Annotated in this window: 19 protein-coding genes and 1 pseudogene; 16 read left to right on the forward strand and 4 right to left on the reverse strand. The window is 57.1% G+C overall.

What is annotated here, in order from left to right:
* Positions 1–56: 56 nt before the first annotated feature.
* Positions 57–1298, reverse strand: a complete 1242-nt coding sequence (locus tag HMPREF2878_RS10510) for a multidrug effflux MFS transporter (protein ID WP_242458703.1) — start codon at positions 1296–1298, stop codon at positions 57–59.
* Positions 1299–1594: 296 nt separating this feature from the next.
* Between HMPREF2878_RS10510 and rplN the strand changes: the two genes are divergently transcribed.
* From rplN to rplO, 10 genes are all read left to right on the forward strand, one after another.
* On the forward strand, positions 1595–1963 hold the full coding sequence (rplN, locus tag HMPREF2878_RS10515; protein ID WP_070653456.1) for a 50S ribosomal protein L14: 369 nt from the start codon (positions 1595–1597) through the stop codon (positions 1961–1963).
* Positions 1964–2278: a 50S ribosomal protein L24 gene (gene rplX, locus HMPREF2878_RS10520; protein WP_005509963.1), complete on the forward strand. Its 315-nt coding sequence runs from the start codon at positions 1964–1966 to the stop codon at positions 2276–2278.
* A 2-nt stretch (positions 2279–2280) separates the two neighbouring features.
* A complete protein-coding gene (gene rplE, locus HMPREF2878_RS10525) occupies positions 2281–2835 on the forward strand; it encodes a 50S ribosomal protein L5 (RefSeq protein WP_005509901.1) in 555 nt (184 codons plus the stop codon).
* Positions 2836–3217: 382 nt separating this feature from the next.
* Entirely contained in the window at positions 3218–4114 is an 897-nt protein-coding gene (locus tag HMPREF2878_RS10530; protein ID WP_070653457.1) for a GDSL-type esterase/lipase family protein, read from the forward strand.
* A gap of 403 nt (positions 4115–4517) precedes the next feature.
* Positions 4518–4916 carry a 30S ribosomal protein S8 gene (gene rpsH / locus HMPREF2878_RS10535; protein ID WP_005509822.1) on the forward strand — a complete coding sequence of 133 codons (399 nt, stop codon included), beginning with the start codon at positions 4518–4520 and terminating at the stop codon, positions 4914–4916.
* A gap of 15 nt (positions 4917–4931) precedes the next feature.
* Positions 4932–5468 (forward strand): 50S ribosomal protein L6, encoded by a 537-nt coding sequence (gene rplF, locus HMPREF2878_RS10540; protein WP_005509895.1) that lies wholly within the window; start codon positions 4932–4934, stop codon positions 5466–5468.
* Positions 5468–5866, forward strand: coding sequence for a 50S ribosomal protein L18 (gene rplR / locus HMPREF2878_RS10545; protein WP_005510009.1), 399 nt, complete (start codon positions 5468–5470; stop codon positions 5864–5866). Before rplF ends, rplR begins: the two co-directional genes overlap by 1 nt.
* A 34-nt stretch (positions 5867–5900) precedes the next feature.
* A complete protein-coding gene (gene rpsE, locus HMPREF2878_RS10550) occupies positions 5901–6518 on the forward strand; it encodes a 30S ribosomal protein S5 (protein ID WP_005510059.1) in 618 nt (205 codons plus the stop codon).
* Between the two features lie 5 nt (positions 6519–6523).
* Positions 6524–6709 (forward strand): 50S ribosomal protein L30, encoded by a 186-nt coding sequence (gene rpmD, locus HMPREF2878_RS10555; protein ID WP_005509843.1) that lies wholly within the window; start codon positions 6524–6526, stop codon positions 6707–6709.
* A gap of 7 nt (positions 6710–6716) precedes the next feature.
* On the forward strand, positions 6717–7163 hold the full coding sequence (rplO, locus tag HMPREF2878_RS10560) for a 50S ribosomal protein L15 (RefSeq protein WP_005509936.1): 447 nt from the start codon (positions 6717–6719) through the stop codon (positions 7161–7163).
* 103 nt (positions 7164–7266) lie between these two features.
* On the opposite strand, the gene HMPREF2878_RS11645 is transcribed toward rplO, so the two are convergent.
* Both HMPREF2878_RS11645 and HMPREF2878_RS11650 read right to left on the reverse strand, forming a co-directional pair.
* Positions 7267–8454, reverse strand: coding sequence for an aminotransferase class I/II-fold pyridoxal phosphate-dependent enzyme (locus tag HMPREF2878_RS11645; protein ID WP_370551063.1), 1188 nt, complete (start codon positions 8452–8454; stop codon positions 7267–7269).
* 9 nt (positions 8455–8463) lie between these two features.
* A pseudogene (locus HMPREF2878_RS11650) lies at positions 8464–9126 on the reverse strand (6-carboxyhexanoate--CoA ligase); the annotation flags it as partial.
* Between the two features lie 347 nt (positions 9127–9473).
* Between HMPREF2878_RS11650 and secY the strand changes: the two are divergent.
* From secY to HMPREF2878_RS10580, 3 genes are all read left to right on the forward strand, one after another.
* Positions 9474–10811 (forward strand): preprotein translocase subunit SecY, encoded by a 1338-nt coding sequence (gene secY / locus HMPREF2878_RS10570; RefSeq protein ID WP_042388411.1) that lies wholly within the window; start codon positions 9474–9476, stop codon positions 10809–10811.
* Positions 10811–11362 (forward strand): adenylate kinase, encoded by a 552-nt coding sequence (locus tag HMPREF2878_RS10575; protein ID WP_005509947.1) that lies wholly within the window; start codon positions 10811–10813, stop codon positions 11360–11362. The genes secY and HMPREF2878_RS10575 overlap by 1 nt, the downstream gene beginning before the upstream one ends.
* A gap of 454 nt (positions 11363–11816) precedes the next feature.
* The gene (locus HMPREF2878_RS10580; RefSeq protein WP_246821832.1) at positions 11817–13241 is read left to right on the forward strand and encodes an HNH endonuclease signature motif containing protein; all 1425 of its coding nucleotides are present in this window, start codon (positions 11817–11819) and stop codon (positions 13239–13241) included.
* A 150-nt stretch (positions 13242–13391) separates the two neighbouring features.
* On the opposite strand, the gene HMPREF2878_RS10585 is transcribed toward HMPREF2878_RS10580, so the two are convergent.
* Positions 13392–13973, reverse strand: coding sequence for a hypothetical protein (locus HMPREF2878_RS10585; protein WP_070653459.1), 582 nt, complete (start codon positions 13971–13973; stop codon positions 13392–13394).
* 226 nt (positions 13974–14199) lie between these two features.
* On the opposite strand from HMPREF2878_RS10585, the gene map reads away from it, so the two are divergent.
* From map to rpsM, 3 genes are all read left to right on the forward strand, one after another.
* The gene (gene map, locus HMPREF2878_RS10590) at positions 14200–14997 is read left to right on the forward strand and encodes a type I methionyl aminopeptidase (protein WP_070653460.1); all 798 of its coding nucleotides are present in this window, start codon (positions 14200–14202) and stop codon (positions 14995–14997) included.
* Between the two features lie 286 nt (positions 14998–15283).
* Positions 15284–15505 (forward strand): translation initiation factor IF-1, encoded by a 222-nt coding sequence (infA, locus tag HMPREF2878_RS10595; protein ID WP_016422077.1) that lies wholly within the window; start codon positions 15284–15286, stop codon positions 15503–15505.
* A gap of 296 nt (positions 15506–15801) precedes the next feature.
* Positions 15802–16170, forward strand: a complete 369-nt coding sequence (rpsM, locus tag HMPREF2878_RS10600; RefSeq protein ID WP_005509836.1) for a 30S ribosomal protein S13 — start codon at positions 15802–15804, stop codon at positions 16168–16170.
* Positions 16171–16172: the final 2 nt, after the last annotated feature.

Consider the following 16172-nt stretch of genomic DNA (forward strand, 5'->3'; position numbering starts at 1 on the left):
TCGGGCACATTCTCAACCAGCGAAGTGAAACGAGGGCAGTCCTCTCGTATGTAGTTTTATGCCAGCTTATGTGGGTGTTTGCGGAGGCCGTCGCGCGTCAATGTCAATACCGCGATTAGCGCAATCAGCGCGCAGGTCAACATTGATATAGCCATTGATAAGGGCAGATTGGAACCAAGCCCCACCAACGGGGAAACTGTGGCGGCCGCGAGGAATTGTGTGAAGCCCATGAGACCGGAACCTGAGCCAATTCCGATATCTCGAACCTCCTCAATTCCGAGCGCCGTGGCATTGGCGAAAATTAGCGGCATCATCGGCACCGTAATGAACAGCAACAGCCAGGTAGTGAAGAAGGTAACCCCGACGATGGCATTAATAATCAGGCCTACCGACGTCACGAGCATGACCGTAAGAGCAACTAAAATGCCCTTGCGGGGATGAAGCCGGTTGATCATCTTGCCGTTGAGGATTGACACAAATGTCAACATCGCTGCATTGGATGCGAACACGAGAGAGAACTGAGTAGGGGTGAGCCCCAGCAGCTCCTGGAAGATAAAAGGTGACGCAGCGATATAGGAGAACATCACCGAGAAGCCACCAGCGAAAGCTAACAAGTAGCCGACAAATACGGGCCGCTGTAGCAGCCTGCCGATATTGGGCAGGAGATTGCGCAGAGAGCCTGTGGAGCGTCGCTCTGGCGGCAGAGTTTCCGGAACCATCAGAATCACAATCGCGACCATCGCGACGTTGATGGCTGCGAGAAACCAGAACACGCTGCGCCAGCCGAAGGCGGGGCCCAGAAAGCCACCCACAAGGGGAGCGATTGCCGGGGCGATGGAGGAAATGCCCATCAGCGTGGAGAAAGCTCTCGCTGATGCCTTGCCCGTCAAGAGGTCTGGGACTACAGCACGAGCCAGAACCACTGTGGAGCCACCAGCTAACCCCTGGAACAGGCGCATTGCAATAAGCGTGCCAATATTCGGTGCTATTGCACAGAGGATTGACGAGCCCAAGAACACCAAAGCCGCAATGAGAAGCAACTTTCTACGGCCCAAACTATCGGAGAGCGCGCCAATGACGAGCTGCCCTGCAGCCATGCCAATCATGAAGGTCGTCAGCGTGAGCTGAACCATTGACTCGGTCGTGGAGAACTCCTTGGCTATCTCCACGAAGGAGGCCAGGTATGTATCTGCGCCGAACGGGGCGGCGGCGGATAATAAGGCTAACCCAGCAATAAGCGATAGCGGCAGCGTCTGTGCTGGCTGTGTCTGAGCGCTCTCGGAATGTTGATTTGTCACTGTCTCAGTATAGGGTTGCCGCGGAATAGGGTTGCTGCGGAGGACATAAGCCATGTTGGGGCATGAAACTAAGGGATTTTGTTGTCCCGCACGAACGTGCCATAATACACAGGTTGCGCGAAGTGGCTGCGTGCTGCTCTCAACGGTCTATGGCCGTAGTTAGCACGAGGTCAAAGCGATATGGAAGCTGCCTCTAGCAGGTGCTTTCGTCGTAAAGCGTAAACACAAGACATAAAGACCGCGTGCGTTTAGGACGGAAATCTGACGCACAATGCAACCAGGTCAGGAGAAACGCAGTGATTCAGCAGGAATCCCGTCTGCGCGTTGCCGACAACACTGGTGCACGTGAAATCCAGTGCATCCGCGTTCTCGGCGGCTCGACCCGACGCTTCGCTGGCATTGGCGACACCATTGTCGCAACTGTCAAGGAAGCTGCTCCGGGTGGCAACGTCAAGGCAGGCGAAATTGTTAAGGCAGTCATCGTCCGTGCGAAGAAGGAGACCCGTCGTCCGGACGGCTCCTACATCTCGTTCGACGAGAATGCAGCTGTCATCATCAAGGCCGACGGTGAGCCAAAGGGCACCCGTATTTTCGGTCCGGTCGCGCGTGAGCTGCGTGACAAGAAGTTCATGAAGATTGTCTCGCTCGCACCGGAGGTGATTTAAGTGAAGATCCGTAAGGGCGATACCGTGCTGGTTATCTCTGGTCCGGACAAGGGTGCTCAGGGCAAGGTCATCGAGGCCTACCCGAAGCGCGACAAGGTCCTGGTCGAGGGCGTTAACCGTATCAAGAAGCACGTTGCAAACTCCGCTGCGGAACGCGGCGCATCCTCGGGTGGCATTGTCACTCAGGAAGCTCCGATTCACGTGTCGAACGTCATGCTGGTCGACGAAGATGGTACCCCGACTCGCGTCGGTTACCGCTTCGATGAGGACGGCAAGAAGGTTCGCATCTCCCGCCGTACCGGGAAGGACATCTAAGCATGAGCGAAAACTACACCCCTCGTCTGAAGGCCCGTTACCGCGATGAAATTCGCGGCAAGATGCAGGAAGAGTTCTCCTACGAGAACGTCATGCAGATTCCGGGCGTCACCAAGGTCGTCGTCAACATGGGCGTCGGCGCTGCTGCTCAGGACAAGAAGCAGATCAACGGTGCTATCAACGACCTGACTCTGATTACCGGCCAGAAGCCGGAGACCCGTCGTGCTCGCAAGTCGATTGCTAACTTCAAGCTTCGTGAAGGCGACGCCATCGGCGCTCGCGTCACCCTGCGTGGCGACCGTATGTGGGAGTTCCTGGATCGTCTGCTGACCGTGGCTCTGCCGCGAATCCGCGACTTCCGCGGTCTGTCTGATCAGCAGTTCGATGGTCACGGTAACTACACCTTCGGCCTGTCTGAGCAGACCATGTTCTACGAGATCGACGTTGACAAGATCGACCGCCCGCGCGGTATGGACATCACCGTCGTGACCACCGCTACCAACAATGAAGAAGGCCGCGCGCTGCTGCGCGAGCTGGGCTTCCCGTTTAAGAAGTAGTTTTGCCTCTTCGGTAGCTTCTATCTGAAGCCCCGGATGCCGCTTGGCGTCCGGGGCTTTTTGCTGCTCTGTTAACTGCTTATGTTCGTGGGGGAGTGAGGTCACTGTGCGGGGCCTGCGTAAAAGTTACCAGTGTTGCCGGTGTGAAAGTTGACCCTTTTTGGGGGTTGAAAATTAGTAAAGTCACAAGCTTTCTTAGATGAAAGTTAGGCGTTCGTGATGATTTCGTTGTAAACTGCCATTCGTCATAGTGACGGCCGCCAAAATGCATTGTGGTCGTTATCAATTTGGGCAAGATTTAAGTGACTTCAGCTTCTGTGTGGTTGAGCCAGTGGTTCTACACAGAGCGGTCCTTAAGTTAAAACGCAAAGGGATTAACTACATGAAGAACTTCTCCGTGGCCGTCCGCTCGGCTGCTATTGCAACTGTTGCGGCTCTGGGTCTGAGCTTGGGCGCCGGTGCTGCCAACGCACAGCCGGCACTGCCGGAAATGCCGAACATTCCGATTCCGGGTATCGGCGACACCGGCCCGAAGGGCGTCAAGCAGATTGTCACCTTCGGTGACTCCTTCACCGCTAATGCCGGTAAGGGTGGCCCGCGTGGCCTGGCGCCGGGGCAGAACGTGCTGGTCGCTAACTGTGCCACCGACATGGAAAACTGGCCGAAGATTGCAGCCTCGAAGCTGAACAAGTCCCTGGGTGACTGGTCCTGTAACGGTCTTGGTGGCTTCCCAGGTCAGCTCCTCGCATACCTGGAAGCTTCCATCCAGTACGGCGACATCGGAGAGGGCACTGAGAAGGTTGTCCTGATGTACGGCGGCATGGACTGGGTCCAGTGGGTTGACGTGGCAGGCGAGCTTGTCGCAAAGCCGGACCCCAAGGCTCCGTCGCTGTTTAAGCAGACGCTGCGTCAGTTCACTGACCGCGTCCACCAGGTTGCTCCGGGTGCTCAGGTTGTCCTGGCTTCGTACCCTGAGTACGCCACTGATGACCAGCTGTGCCTGGTGAACACCCCGAACCAGACCTTCCCGATCCCGGCACCGGGTGCCAGCGAGGTTCAGGGTGCATTCCGTGACAGCATTCGCTCCGCATCTCAGCACGTAGGTGCCGGCTTCATTGACGTCTATGAGGCAACCCTCGGCCACGGTACCTGCAACCCGAACCCGGATGAGCGCTTCGTCGCCGGTTTCGCAGATCCGGTGATGGGCCCGATGACCAATCACCCGACGGTGGCTGGCGAAAAGGCTATGGGTAACATCATCGCCGACCAGCTCTACTAATTTTCTCCAGTCGGCACCATGTCGGCTAGGAATTGAGTTCCACTGCTAATTGGTAGGGCTTCACGCCGCGAGCGGACTAATGTCCGTCTGCGGCGTTTTTGCATTTCGGTCGGTATTTGTTAGTATCACCAGGTCTGCCCTCTATAAGAGGTGCGGCAGTAAAAATGTAAGAACTTTGCTGTAGGCCCCTCGCCTCGCATCGTCTCTGGCGTCACCTGGGTGGCGAGCTGACTCGGCTATTGAACCGAGTTGGCGAACAGTAGCTCTTAAATCGCCGGAATCACGATATTGGTAGTCGCTCCATCTTAAGCTTTTGCCGTGTGACAGTTGCTGTTTGTGCGGTCATTGGAGTTAGCCACGAGGTGGGAAGGAACCGCAGCGAGAAAGGAAGCGGTCACTAACCATGACCATGACTGACCCAATCGCCGACATGCTGTCGCGCGTGCGCAACGCTAACAACGCGTACCACGACTCTGTCTCGATGCCGTCGTCCAAGCTGAAGGCTAACATCGCCGAGATCCTCAAGTCTGAGGGTTACATTGCGGACTACGCAGTCGAGGATGCCAAGGTCGGCAAGACCCTGACCCTGAACCTGAAGTACGGCCCGTCCCGCGAGCGTTCGATCGCTGGCGTGCGTCGCGTCTCCAAGCCGGGTCTGCGTGTTTACGCAAAGTCCACTAACCTGCCGAAGGTCCTCGGTGGCCTGGGCGTGGCTATCATCTCCACGTCTCAGGGCCTGCTGACTGACCGTCAGGCTTACGAGAAGAAGGTTGGCGGGGAAGTCCTCGCTTACGTCTGGTAAAGGGGGAACTACACAATGTCTCGTATTGGTAAGAACCCTGTCGTTGTCCCGGCAAATGTTACTGCACAGGTCAACGGCCAGGACGTTTCCGTCAAGGGCCCGAAGGGCGAGCTGTCTGTCTCTATCCCGGCTCCAATTACCGTTGAGCTGAAGGACAATGAGATTGTGGTCAACCGCCCGGATGACCACCGCAAGAGCCGCTCCCTGCACGGCCTGTCCCGTTCGCTGATTAACAATATGGTTGTCGGTGTGACCGAGGGCTACACCATCAAGATGGAAATCTTCGGTGTCGGTTACCGTGTCGCGAAGAAGGGCAAGGACCTCGAGTTCTCCCTGGGCTACTCGCACCCAGTCCTGATCGAAGCACCGGAAGGTATCACCTTCGATGTCGACGGCACCACCAAGCTGTCGATCACAGGTATTGATAAGCAGCAGGTCGGACAGCTCGCAGCTAACATCCGTCGTCTGCGTAAGGATGATCCTTACAAGGGCAAGGGCATTCGTTACGATGGCGAGCAGATCCGTCGCAAGATCGGAAAGACGGGTAAGTAATGAGCAACACCAACGAAAAGCGCCTCCCGGTAGGCAAGGACATCTCGACTCGTCGTCGTGTCGCCCGCGCCCGCCGTCACGCACGCTTGCGCAAGAACGTCCGCGGCACCTCCGAGGCACCGCGCCTCGTCGTGCACCGCTCTTCCCGCCACATCACCGCTCAGGTTATCGACGATTCTATCGGTCGTACCCTGGCAGCTGCTTCCACTCTGGACGCAGATCTCCGTGGCTTCGAGGGCGACAAGAAGGCCAAGAGCGCCAAGGTCGGCGAGTTGATTGCTGCTCGCGCTAAGGATGCTGGCATCGAGAAGGTCGTTTTCGACCGCGGTGGCTACCAGTACCACGGCCGTGTTGCTGCTCTGGCCGAGGCTGCCCGTGAAGGTGGTCTGAAGTTCTAATGCGCACTTACAAGTCCAACGGAAGGAATGCGTGATGTCGGAACGCGATAAGCGCGAAGGCGGACGTAACTCCGCTGACAACAAGAACAACAACCGTCGTGGTGGCCGCGGTAACGACCGTCGCCAGCAGGACGAGCGTTCGCAGTACATCGAGCGCGTAGTAACTATCAACCGAGTTTCCAAGGTCGTCAAGGGTGGTCGTCGCTTCAGCTTCACCGCTCTGGTCATCGTCGGTGACGGCGAGGGCATGGTCGGCGTCGGCTACGGCAAGGCCAAGGAAGTACCGGCAGCTATCCAGAAGGGTGCTGAAGAGGCTCGTAAGAACTTCTTCCGCGTCCCGATGATTGCTGGCACCATCACCCACCCGGTTCAGGGTGAGACCGCTGCTGGCATCGTGCTGCTGCGCCCGGCTGCTCCGGGTACCGGTCTGATTGCCGGCGGCGCTGTCCGCCCGGTTCTCGAGTGCGCCGGCGTTCAGGATGTTCTGTCCAAGTCGCTGGGTACCAACAACTCCATCAACGTTGTTCACGCAACCGTTGATGCTCTCAAGCAGCTGGTTCGCCCTGAAGAGGTCGCCGCACGTCGTGGCAAGTCCCTCGAAGAGGTCACCCCAGCACGTATGCTGCGCGCACGCGCAGGTCAGGGAGCGTGATTTCCATGGCACTGAAGATTACCCAGGTCCGTGGTACCGCTGGTACCAAGCAGAACCAGAAGGATTCGCTGCGCACCCTCGGCCTGAAGCGCATCAACGATTCCGCCGTTCGCCCGGATACTCCGGCTGTGCGCGGTCTCGTGAACGTTGTGCGTCACCTGGTCGAGGTTGAAGAAGTAGCGGGGGAGTAGGTAAACCATGAGCGAACCAATTAAGCTCCACGACTTGGCCCCGGCTCCGGGAGCTAAGAAGAAGAAGACTCGCGTCGGCCGTGGTGAGGCTTCCAAGGGTAAGACCGCTGGTCGCGGCACCAAGGGCACCAAGGCCCGCAAGCAGGTTTCGGCAGCATTCGAGGGTGGCCAGATGCCACTTCACATGCGTCTGCCGAAGTTGAAGGGCTTCAAGAACCCGGCGAAGGTCACCTTCCAGGTGGTCAACGTTTCGGATCTGGAGCGTCTGTTCCCGAACGGTGGCGACATCACCATCGCCGACCTGGTTGCAAAGGGCGCTGTCCGCGCTAACCAGCCGGTGAAGGTCCTCGGCGACGGCGACATTAACGTCTCCGTCAACGTCACCGCAACCAAGTTCTCGGGCTCCGCAAAGTCCAAGATCGAGGCTGCAGGCGGCTCTGTCACTGAGGCCTAAAGCATTTAAGCTTTAACAAAAGAGCTCTTAACCCAAGTGGTTAAGAGCTCTTTTTGTATTGAAAGGGAGGAAAGGGGAGGGGAGGGCAGCGCAAACCGCCCGCTTACAGCAGGCCGGTGTTGTGCAGAGCCCGCTCCAGTTGGTCGATGTCAGCGTCCGTATGGAGTGCGGTAATGGTCAATCGCAACATTGCCTCACCACGGGGAACCGTCGGATAGCGAATTGCAGGTATGAACACGCCTAGCTCCGCTAACTGTGCTGAGGTGTCCATCGCTACGGTCTCGTCCCCGACGGGCAGCGGGATGATTGCAGATGCGGGGTCTGACTGCGCGCCAACCAGGGAGCGGACGCGCGCAATATTACGTTGCAATCGCTTGACGACGTCCCCAACCTCCAACTGCTTCAACGCTGCGCGGATAGCTGCGACAGAACCAGCGTTCATGGACGTTGAGTACACGAAGCTACGGGCTTGATTGCGTAGTAGTTCGCCAACTGGTGCCGAGCAGAGAACGTATCCTCCTTCGACACCGAGAGCCTTGCTCGCGGTGCCGACCACAATGTCCGGGCGGATGCCCAGGTGCGCTGCAGTGCCACGACCTTGTTCTCCGATAACGCCGACGCCGTGGGCGTCGTCAAGCATCAGCCATGCGTTGCGACGGCGACAGGTGCGCTCGAGTGCCGGGCCGTCGATGACCTCGCCTGACATAGAGAACACGGAGTCGGAGATGACAAGTTTGTGGCGGGCGCTGGATGTTGCGAGGAGACGGTCGAGCGTCTGATAGTCAGCGTGCGGAAAGACCGTGACTTTAGCCCGGGCATTGCGGCATCCGTCAATGATGGAAGCATGGTTGGCGGCGTCGGAGAAGATTTCAACGTCGGCGGTGGCGATGGCTGCGATGGTTGAGTGGTTCGCCTGGTAGCCCGTCGCAAAGAGAACGGCATCGTCGAAACCGAAGAACTGCGCGAGTTCGCTTTCAAGTGCGCTGTGGATGCTAGTGCCGGTGGTCAGGCGAGACCCGCCGGACCCGGTGCCGAAATGCCCAATTGCCTCGGTGGCAGCTGAGACGAGTTCAGGGTGCGTGGACAGGCCGAGGTAGTCCGAAGAAGAAAACAATAGATAGTCGGCTCCGTCAATTCGGCTATGCGGTAGTTGTGCGGTTTCGAAAGTGCGCAGTGTGCGGGCAAGTCCTGCACCGGCCCAGGCCGTGTTTCTTTGGGCGGCGATTGCTGCGAGGTCGCTGCTGAGGCCGGTAGTGTCCGTCGAGAAACTGGCGTCAGCTGGGAGCTCGATATAGACCGGCGTGTTCTCCAGGTAATCGATTAGCTCGGGGATATCGGTGCCGGGTTCAACGATGAAGATGCGAGTACCAAGAGTGCTGCCGTGGTCCTTGATATTGGGGATACGGTGGAAGATTCCGTCCAGCGCCAGATATCCCCGCGTGTAAAAGGGGTCATCGGAGAGGCAGATTTCTGCGACGATGCCCGGGGCGCTGTGAACCTTGGATGCGAGGATGAGCGCCTCGTGAAAATGATCCTTGGTGCAGTCCTTGCTGGGGTGTGAGATGGCATCAAAAGTGGAAACCCGTACACCGCGGGCAGGATTTGGGTCGAGCCGTTCACCGGAGGAGGCATCGATGAGAGCGGCACCGCGGAGACCTGTGAGTGAATAGGCCATTTCGACGGCGATGTCGGCTGCTTGTATGCCTGCAGCGTGTAGGCGTTGAGTAATGAGCTTGCGTGCGTCCTCAGGGCTGGGGTTCGACTCTAGAAAGGGCACTAACGCCGGCACGGTGCTGATGGTCGACTCTTCGATCTTGTCCACAGTGATGTGAATTGTGTCGGGACGACCCTTGTCGTGGTGAAGTGCACGGTTAGTCATAGCAGAAGCCAGCTGAGGTAGTTCGGTGGCCGGTGCAAGACGCTCAGCGCCAGAGATATGGCAGCCATCGGCGCTGGAGCGCATGCGAATGCTGTAGGTACTCACAGAGCAAAACTTTAACACTGTTCAAGTTTTGTTTGAGAAGGTTGGGTGGAGCACATGAGAGGGCGGGGGCTCAGAGGGGATGAGCGCTGGAATCGTCGTCAAGCGAAAAGAGGTGATTGACGGGGCGCTGTACTAACGGTGATATAGAGGCGTATTGCGACGATATGGAGAAACGCTGGTAGACTCACTACGTCAAATACTGTCAATTAAAGGTTTGAGGAATACGTCATCCGCGTTGCTTAACTAAAACGGAAGACTGCTGGCGGACAAGCGGGTAAGTCTTTCGGGAAAAGCGTGGGAGAAGCGGATTTCTTGACCTCGGGAGGATGCACGTGGCTTCCGGTCTCATTGCGGCGTTGCGCGATCCCGATTTGCGTAAGAAGATCTTCTTCACTCTGACGATGATCATTCTGTACCGAATCGGCTCGCAGATTCCAAGCCCTGGTATCGACTACCAGTTGGTCAACGCGCAGCTCGAGCAGATTTCGAAAGATCAGTCCAGCGTTTACTCGCTGATTAACCTGTTCTCAGGTGGCGCTCTGCTGCAGATGGCGATTTTCGGCATCGGCATTATGCCGTACATTACGGCCTCGATTATCGTCCAGCTGCTCACGGTGGTGATTCCACACTTCGAGCAGTTGAAGAAGGAAGGGCAGTCGGGTCAGACAAAGATGACCCAGTACACCCGCTACCTCACAGTAGCGTTGGCGTTGCTGCAGTCTGCAGGCATTGTGGCCATGGCAGACCGAGGTGCCCTGCTGGGTGGCTCGCAGTCGCTGCTGGTTAAGGATGCGGGTGTCTTTGACCTCGTGGTGATGGTCGTTGTGATGACCTCCGGTGCCGTGCTGGTCATGTGGATGGGTGAGCTCATCACTGACCGAGGCGTCGGCAACGGTATGTCGCTGCTGATTTTCTCCGGTATCGCCGCTGGTATGCCGGCGCAGGGAGCGAACATTCTGCGCTCCACCACCGGTGTCGTGTTCGCCACCGTGATTGTTGCCGTGCTGATTCTCATCATCGGCGTTATTTTCATTGAGCAGGGACAGCGCCGTATTCCGGTGCAGTACGCAAAGCGCATGGTTGGTCGTCGCCAGTACGGCGGATCTTCCACCTACCTGCCGCTGAAGGTGAACCAGGCCGGTGTTATCCCTGTCATCTTCGCGTCCTCTCTGATTTACGTGCCGGTTCTGATTACCCAGATTGTTCAGTCCGGTCAGTCGAATCCGAACATGGACAACTGGTGGCAGCGCAATGTCATTCAGTACCTGCTGGCGCCGTCCAGTTGGCAGTACATTCTGCTGTTCTTCCTGATGATCATCTTCTTCTCCTTCTTCTACACCTCCGTGCAGTACGACCCGCACGAGCAGGCGGAGAACATGAAGAAATACGGTGGATTCATTCCGGGCTTCCGCCCGGGACGTCCGACTGCTGAATACCTGTCCTACGTCCTGATTCGCCTGCTGACTGTCGGCTCGCTGTACCTGGCGCTGATTGCTGTTCTGCCAAATGTCGCTCTTGATATGGGGCTTGGCGACGCGAACTCCGGTACAGGCGGTATGTTTGGAGGTACAGCCCTGCTGATTCTGGTCAGTGTTGCGCTGACGACGGTCAAGCAGGTTGAAAGCCAAATGATGCAACGTAACTACGAAGGGTTCTTGAAGTAATGCGACTCGTACTTGTAGGTCCTCCCGGTGCAGGCAAGGGCACTCAGGCAGCTATCCTCTCGGAGAAGCTCGGTGTCCCGCACATCTCCACCGGTGACCTGTTTCGCGCAAACATCGGTGAAGGCACTCCGCTCGGCATTGAGGCGAAGTCCTACATCGACGCCGGCAACCTTGTTCCGGACGACGTGACTGTGCGTATGGTCGAGTCCCGTCTGAATGAGGACGACGCTGCCAAGGGGTTCCTGTTGGATGGCTTCCCACGCACTGTTGGTCAGGCAGAAGAGCTGAAGCGTCTGCTGTCCAACCTCGGCACTGAGCTGGATGCGGTCGTACAGTTCGACGTTTCTGAGGATGTCGTCGTCGAGCGCATGCTGGCCCGTGGTCGCGCAGACGACACTGAAGAGGTCATCCGCAACCGCATGCATGTGTACACCAATGAGACCGCTCCTTTGCTGGATTACTACTCGGAGAAGATCATCAAGATTGCCGCTGAGGGATCCGTTGAGGAGATTAACGAGCGCACGATGGCTGAGCTGGAGAAGCTGAACTAGGCTCCTGGCGTGCCGGTATTTGGTGCTCTGGCAACTTTGCGTTGGTCGGGCCGATGGGTTTGACCTGTAGTAGATGGTTATTGAAGCCGCCCTTTCGAACCGTTGAGGTTTGGAAGGGCGGTTTTTGTGTTGAGTGGGCTCGGGAAGGGGCCTAGTTGGCTTGAATGGTGTGGAGCTAAAAGGGAAAAGAAATACGAAAAAGAGTATTGACGTACCCGAATGGGTGTGCGATATTTGTATGCAGTAGGGGATAGTTAGGGAAGTAAAAGCGAAAGCGATTTCTAGGGGATTCGAGGGGAGGGGAATGATGCGACCTAATCAACCGCAAGGTCAGGAGCCGTCAAGGGGGCTGAATCAAGCACTGTCGGTGTCGCAGATATTAGACTTGATAACTCAATTCGAAGCTCTGTCTCGGTTAGTTGTGGAGAGCTTCGGTGATTTATCACCAGTTCATATGCGAGATGCCTATGCATTGATTGAGAGGGCTCGGAAGCGCCTAGCCATAGTTGACGCGGAGTACTTGGCGGCGCTTGCGCCGGAGATACCTTCATCGAATCATCGGAAAGTTGCTTGGCTGGCGGAAGAGTCTCATATTTCCCGTGCGGAGGCTCGTCAGCGAATTAGTTGTTTAGGGCGGCTCCGGAAGGAAGCGGAGCCTTTTTCGTCGAAAAGCGATGATGAAAGAATGCCTGCTCTGCGGGACAAGGTATCCGAAGGGGTCGTAGGGGCGGATGCGGTTCAAAAGATTGATAAAGCTGTCAAAGGTCTCCCGAAATCAGAACATGCGCGGGTGGCGCAGGCCTTGGATGAGCATGCCAGTGAGGTTGTGACACAGGTGCGTGTCGACGACTTGGGTGCGCTGTCACATCGACTGCGGGCGATGTTGGGATTGGATGATCCATATACGGATGAGGACAGGCAGCGGCTGCGGGGAGTGAAGATCGGACCGCAGCGAGCCGACGGTATGAGTCGGTTGACGGGGCTGATTACGCCGCACTTCGCGGCGATGCTGAAGAGGTTGCAGGCTGACTACGGCCGGCCGGGTGGACTCTTGGAGGAAGGCGCTAAGGATGAGCGCGCTCCAGAGCAGCGGTTTCATGATGCACTTGAGGCTGCGGTCGATGCCGGTTTTGGGATAGGTGCGACCTTAAAGCCGGTGCGGGGCACCACGTCGGTTGTCACTGTGGCCCATATTTCGGATATCGCGAAAATCGCGGGCGTAAAGCTGCAAGGCACGGATGGTTGGAAGCTGCCGGGGGCGGGGAAAGCAATCAGCGATGGTGGCGTGCGAATGTCAATCGCTGAGGCGATCGAGAGGGTTGTGGCCGGAAATTCGTTCTTGCAGGTTTTGGGAGACAAGGGGCAGAGTCTGTTTCTTGGCCGATCGCAGAGACTAGGGACGATGGCCCAGTACCTTGCGCTGTGCGGTGAGGAGGGCGGATCTTCCGCGCCGGGCAAAGCTACGCCACCGGCTATGTGCGATATGCATCATATTGAGTCCTGGGTGAGGGGCGGGGCAACGGACATTTCAAATCTGACATTTGTTGACCCTGGTACGCATCGAAAGATTGATGACAATCGGTCGAATGACAAATCCTGGTGGACGTTGCGGCCGGATGAGTGTGAAGGGGAGCCTGTCGAAACGGAACGGGTGGTGTGGATTGAGCCAGGAAAAGACCGAAAGACGAATGATTCATCGGAAGAGGACAACAGGAACTCGAATCAAGATTCAAACGCTTTTGATAACCCAGGACGTTGGTTGCGGCGAATACTTCGGCAAAACGGGGCGAAGCGTAACCAAGGCGATAAGGATGACACTGACCCCAACGGTGCGGGCGGGTGCGGTGCGGACGTGGATGACGAAGGGGGCGGGCGATAGTGAGGCGTAGGGGTAACGCTGGCGGGAGGTGAAGACTCTTCTGGGGGGGGGGAGTACAGCAGAAGTGCTCCGACCGTAGCGAAATCAGAGCGTTACGGCAGCGGAGAGTTGATGCTGGGTGAGTTCCCTGGATTGAACTGCAGGTTGGGGCTACTGGAAGTCCTGAATGATTTCGTCGATAAGGGGCTGTGCGGCCTCGGCACCAATATTCGCGAAAACAAACTCCTGGTAGATGCGGTTATCCTCGTCGATGACCATAACGAAAGGGGAGCCCTTGTTGACGCCGCTAAATGCGTGCTTGCCGGGTAGCTCGTATGGCACGTAGTTCTCGACGGACTCAGCCTTTTCATTAATCCGGCTGACAGTGGCCGGGTCCTCGGCCGTACTGAGCATCGCAGTGCCGCCGTCGCCAACAGTCATTACGCAGGTGAAGCCATGTACGCTCTCGCTGCCAAAAATGACGGGTTTAGAGTCATCCGACTCGACGCAGCTGCCAACCGCTTCCTTAACAGCATCAGGAGTGAAATTCTGGATTGACTCAGGCAGTGCAGAGGTGCCCATGAAACCCGCGGTGCTTCCAGGGGTCTCCGGCGATTCCGCAGCAGGGGAAGTGGAAGGGACAGTCGGCGCTGGCGCCGGTTCGGGGTTGCTTGAGCATGCGCCAATCAGGAAAAGCGAGCTGGCAGCAATAACAACGCCAGCAATCTGCGTGGACTTCAACAGTGAATGCATGCCAGTTATCGTAAGGCAGCTCATCTTTGGGAGTAAACTGCGCGAAAATTGAAGCAAGTCGATTGCGGATCAACTGTCACCAATGAACATCCATAAAAATTCCCATGCAACGCGATGCAAAAATGCATGAAGCAAAGTGCTGGCTGAGGTAGCGGTGCCTTCGTAGGTGGTGGGATGCGGCTAGCCGGTGGCTATTTTCTGAGTCAGAGTAGACTCAACCAGCGTGATGAGTTTTCGACGCCGCCGTAAAGTAGTTCCTGCCCGCACCGAGGGAGAGCTGGATGCGATGCAAGCGGCCGGCGAGATCGTCGGTCGTGCATTGCTAGCCTGCCGAGATGCCGCTAAGCCAGGGGTGACCACGGCGGATCTCAATGAGATTGCGCATCAGGTCATTACCGATGCGGGTGCAACGCCATCTTTCCTTGGTTATGAAGGTTTCCCGGCATCTATCTGTGCATCCGTGAATGAAGTTATCGTCCATGGCATTCCGTCCTCGGCCACAGTTCTATCCGAAGGTGACCTGGTCTCGATTGACTGTGGCGCAGTTTTGGACGGTTGGCACGGCGATTCGGCACTGACTTTCGGTGTCGGAAAGCTGAGTGAAGATGTCGAAAAACTAAACATCGCGACATCAGAGGTCCTCGCCGAAGGTATTAAGGCCATGGTGCCGGGCGCTCGCCTCACCGATATTTCGTATGCGCTTGAAATGGCCACCCGTGAGGCTGAACTGCGCCACGATATTGAACTCGGCATCGTCGATGGATACGGCGGGCACGGCATTGGGCGCGAGATGCACATGGATCCCTTCCTTCCCAACGAAGGCAAAGCAGGAAAGGGGCCCCGCATCGTCGAAGGCTCCGTATTGGCCATTGAACCGATGCTCATTCTCGGCGGCGAGTGGGGTAGTGATGAGCTTGACGACGGCTGGACGGTCGTCAGCGCCGATAGAATGCCGGCCTCCCATTGGGAGCACACAGTTGCCGCCACGGCGGACGGCCCCCGTATTTTGACTTCTCGATATTAATAACTAGTGCGTGAGGGCCACGCGAAAGGTCAGAATGTTGCCATAAAGGCTGCGATGAATTCTGAGCGCGTGGAGCGAATCCGCCTGCCGTCGCTTGCAACCGGTCCCATAGTGGTCGTATTTGGTAAAAACGCAGGTCGCGTGTAAAGTTGGGCGATGGTGTGGGCGCAGTGTCGCTGCAGTGATGATTATCCCTGCACGGAACTGCTAAAACACCAGGCAGAGTAGAGATTTCCCAACTGGTGCCGGGATTGTCCCGGGTATCCGCCAGAGAGACGTGGAGGACATGGCTAAAAAGGAAGGCGCAATTGAGGTTGAGGGTCGCGTCGTCGAGCCCTTGCCGAACGCGATGTTCCGAGTGGAGCTGGACAACGGGCACAAGGTGCTCGCCCATATCAGTGGCAAGATGCGCCAGCACTACATCCGTATTCTCCCGGAAGACCGAGTCGTAGTGGAGCTTTCTCCGTACGATCTCGAGCGTGGGCGAATCGTCTACCGCTACAAGTAAATCGACCTGACCACTGTTGGTAGTGGTTATGGGCTCATTTACTAACTAGACAGAAACTCCACCGTCCTAGCTGCTTCTGGTGACGGCCGCGTGATGTTGAGGCCTGGTGCCTCAGCAGTTCGGCGCGGCGGTTCTTTAAGAAAGCTTTTCCACAGAAGTAAGCGAGAATACCTCCGGCAACGGTGGCTGGAGCCTTTCTATAACACCTACGCGACTCGGCGTCCGACCGAGTAAGCCGGGTCTGGAAAGGATGGCAGTGGAGTAAACCACCGCATCAACCGGAAGGAAATTGCCGTATGGCACGCCTTGCTGGAGTTGACCTGCCACGCAACAAGCGTATGGAGGTCGCTCTTACCTACATCTATGGCATCGGCCCCGCCCGTGCTAATGAGCTGCTGGAGAAGACCGGCATCTCTCCGGATCTGCGCACCGACGCTCTCACTGATGAGCAGGTTGCTGCGCTGCGTGACGTGATTGAAGCTACCTGGAAGGTCGAGGGTGATCTCCGCCGCCAGGTTCAGGCTGATATCCGCCGCAAGATTGAGATTGGTTCCTACCAGGGTCTGCGCCACCGTCGTGGCCTGCCGGTCCGTGGTCAGCGCACCAAGACCAACGCACGTACGCGTAAGGGTCCGAAGAAGACGATCGCCGGAAAGAAGAAGTAAAA

The sequence above is a fragment of the Corynebacterium sp. HMSC065H09 genome (assembly GCF_001812845.1).
Lineage (GTDB): Bacteria > Actinomycetota > Actinomycetes > Mycobacteriales > Mycobacteriaceae > Corynebacterium > Corynebacterium jeikeium_D.

Excerpts from the sequence above, each read along its gene's own strand:
- rplO (WP_005509936.1), top strand. The coding sequence starts at position 6,717 with ATGAGCGAACCAATTAAGCTCCACGACTTGGCCCCGGCTCCGGGAGCT.
- map (WP_070653460.1), top strand. The coding sequence starts at position 14,200 with ATGAGTTTTCGACGCCGCCGTAAAGTAGTTCCTGCCCGCACCGAGGGA.
- infA (WP_016422077.1), top strand. The coding sequence starts at position 15,284 with ATGGCTAAAAAGGAAGGCGCAATTGAGGTTGAGGGTCGCGTCGTCGAG.
- HMPREF2878_RS10530 (WP_070653457.1), top strand. The coding sequence starts at position 3,218 with ATGAAGAACTTCTCCGTGGCCGTCCGCTCGGCTGCTATTGCAACTGTT.
- rpsE (WP_005510059.1), top strand. The coding sequence starts at position 5,901 with ATGTCGGAACGCGATAAGCGCGAAGGCGGACGTAACTCCGCTGACAAC.
- HMPREF2878_RS10575 (WP_005509947.1), top strand. The coding sequence starts at position 10,811 with ATGCGACTCGTACTTGTAGGTCCTCCCGGTGCAGGCAAGGGCACTCAG.
- rpsH (WP_005509822.1), top strand. The coding sequence starts at position 4,518 with ATGACCATGACTGACCCAATCGCCGACATGCTGTCGCGCGTGCGCAAC.
- HMPREF2878_RS10585 (WP_070653459.1), bottom strand. The coding sequence starts at position 13,973 with ATGCATTCACTGTTGAAGTCCACGCAGATTGCTGGCGTTGTTATTGCT.
- rpmD (WP_005509843.1), top strand. The coding sequence starts at position 6,524 with ATGGCACTGAAGATTACCCAGGTCCGTGGTACCGCTGGTACCAAGCAG.
- HMPREF2878_RS10580 (WP_246821832.1), top strand. The coding sequence starts at position 11,817 with ATGCGAGATGCCTATGCATTGATTGAGAGGGCTCGGAAGCGCCTAGCC.
- rpsM (WP_005509836.1), top strand. The coding sequence starts at position 15,802 with ATGGCACGCCTTGCTGGAGTTGACCTGCCACGCAACAAGCGTATGGAG.
- secY (WP_042388411.1), top strand. The coding sequence starts at position 9,474 with ATGCACGTGGCTTCCGGTCTCATTGCGGCGTTGCGCGATCCCGATTTG.
- rplE (WP_005509901.1), top strand. The coding sequence starts at position 2,281 with ATGAGCGAAAACTACACCCCTCGTCTGAAGGCCCGTTACCGCGATGAA.
- rplR (WP_005510009.1), top strand. The coding sequence starts at position 5,468 with ATGAGCAACACCAACGAAAAGCGCCTCCCGGTAGGCAAGGACATCTCG.
- rplF (WP_005509895.1), top strand. The coding sequence starts at position 4,932 with ATGTCTCGTATTGGTAAGAACCCTGTCGTTGTCCCGGCAAATGTTACT.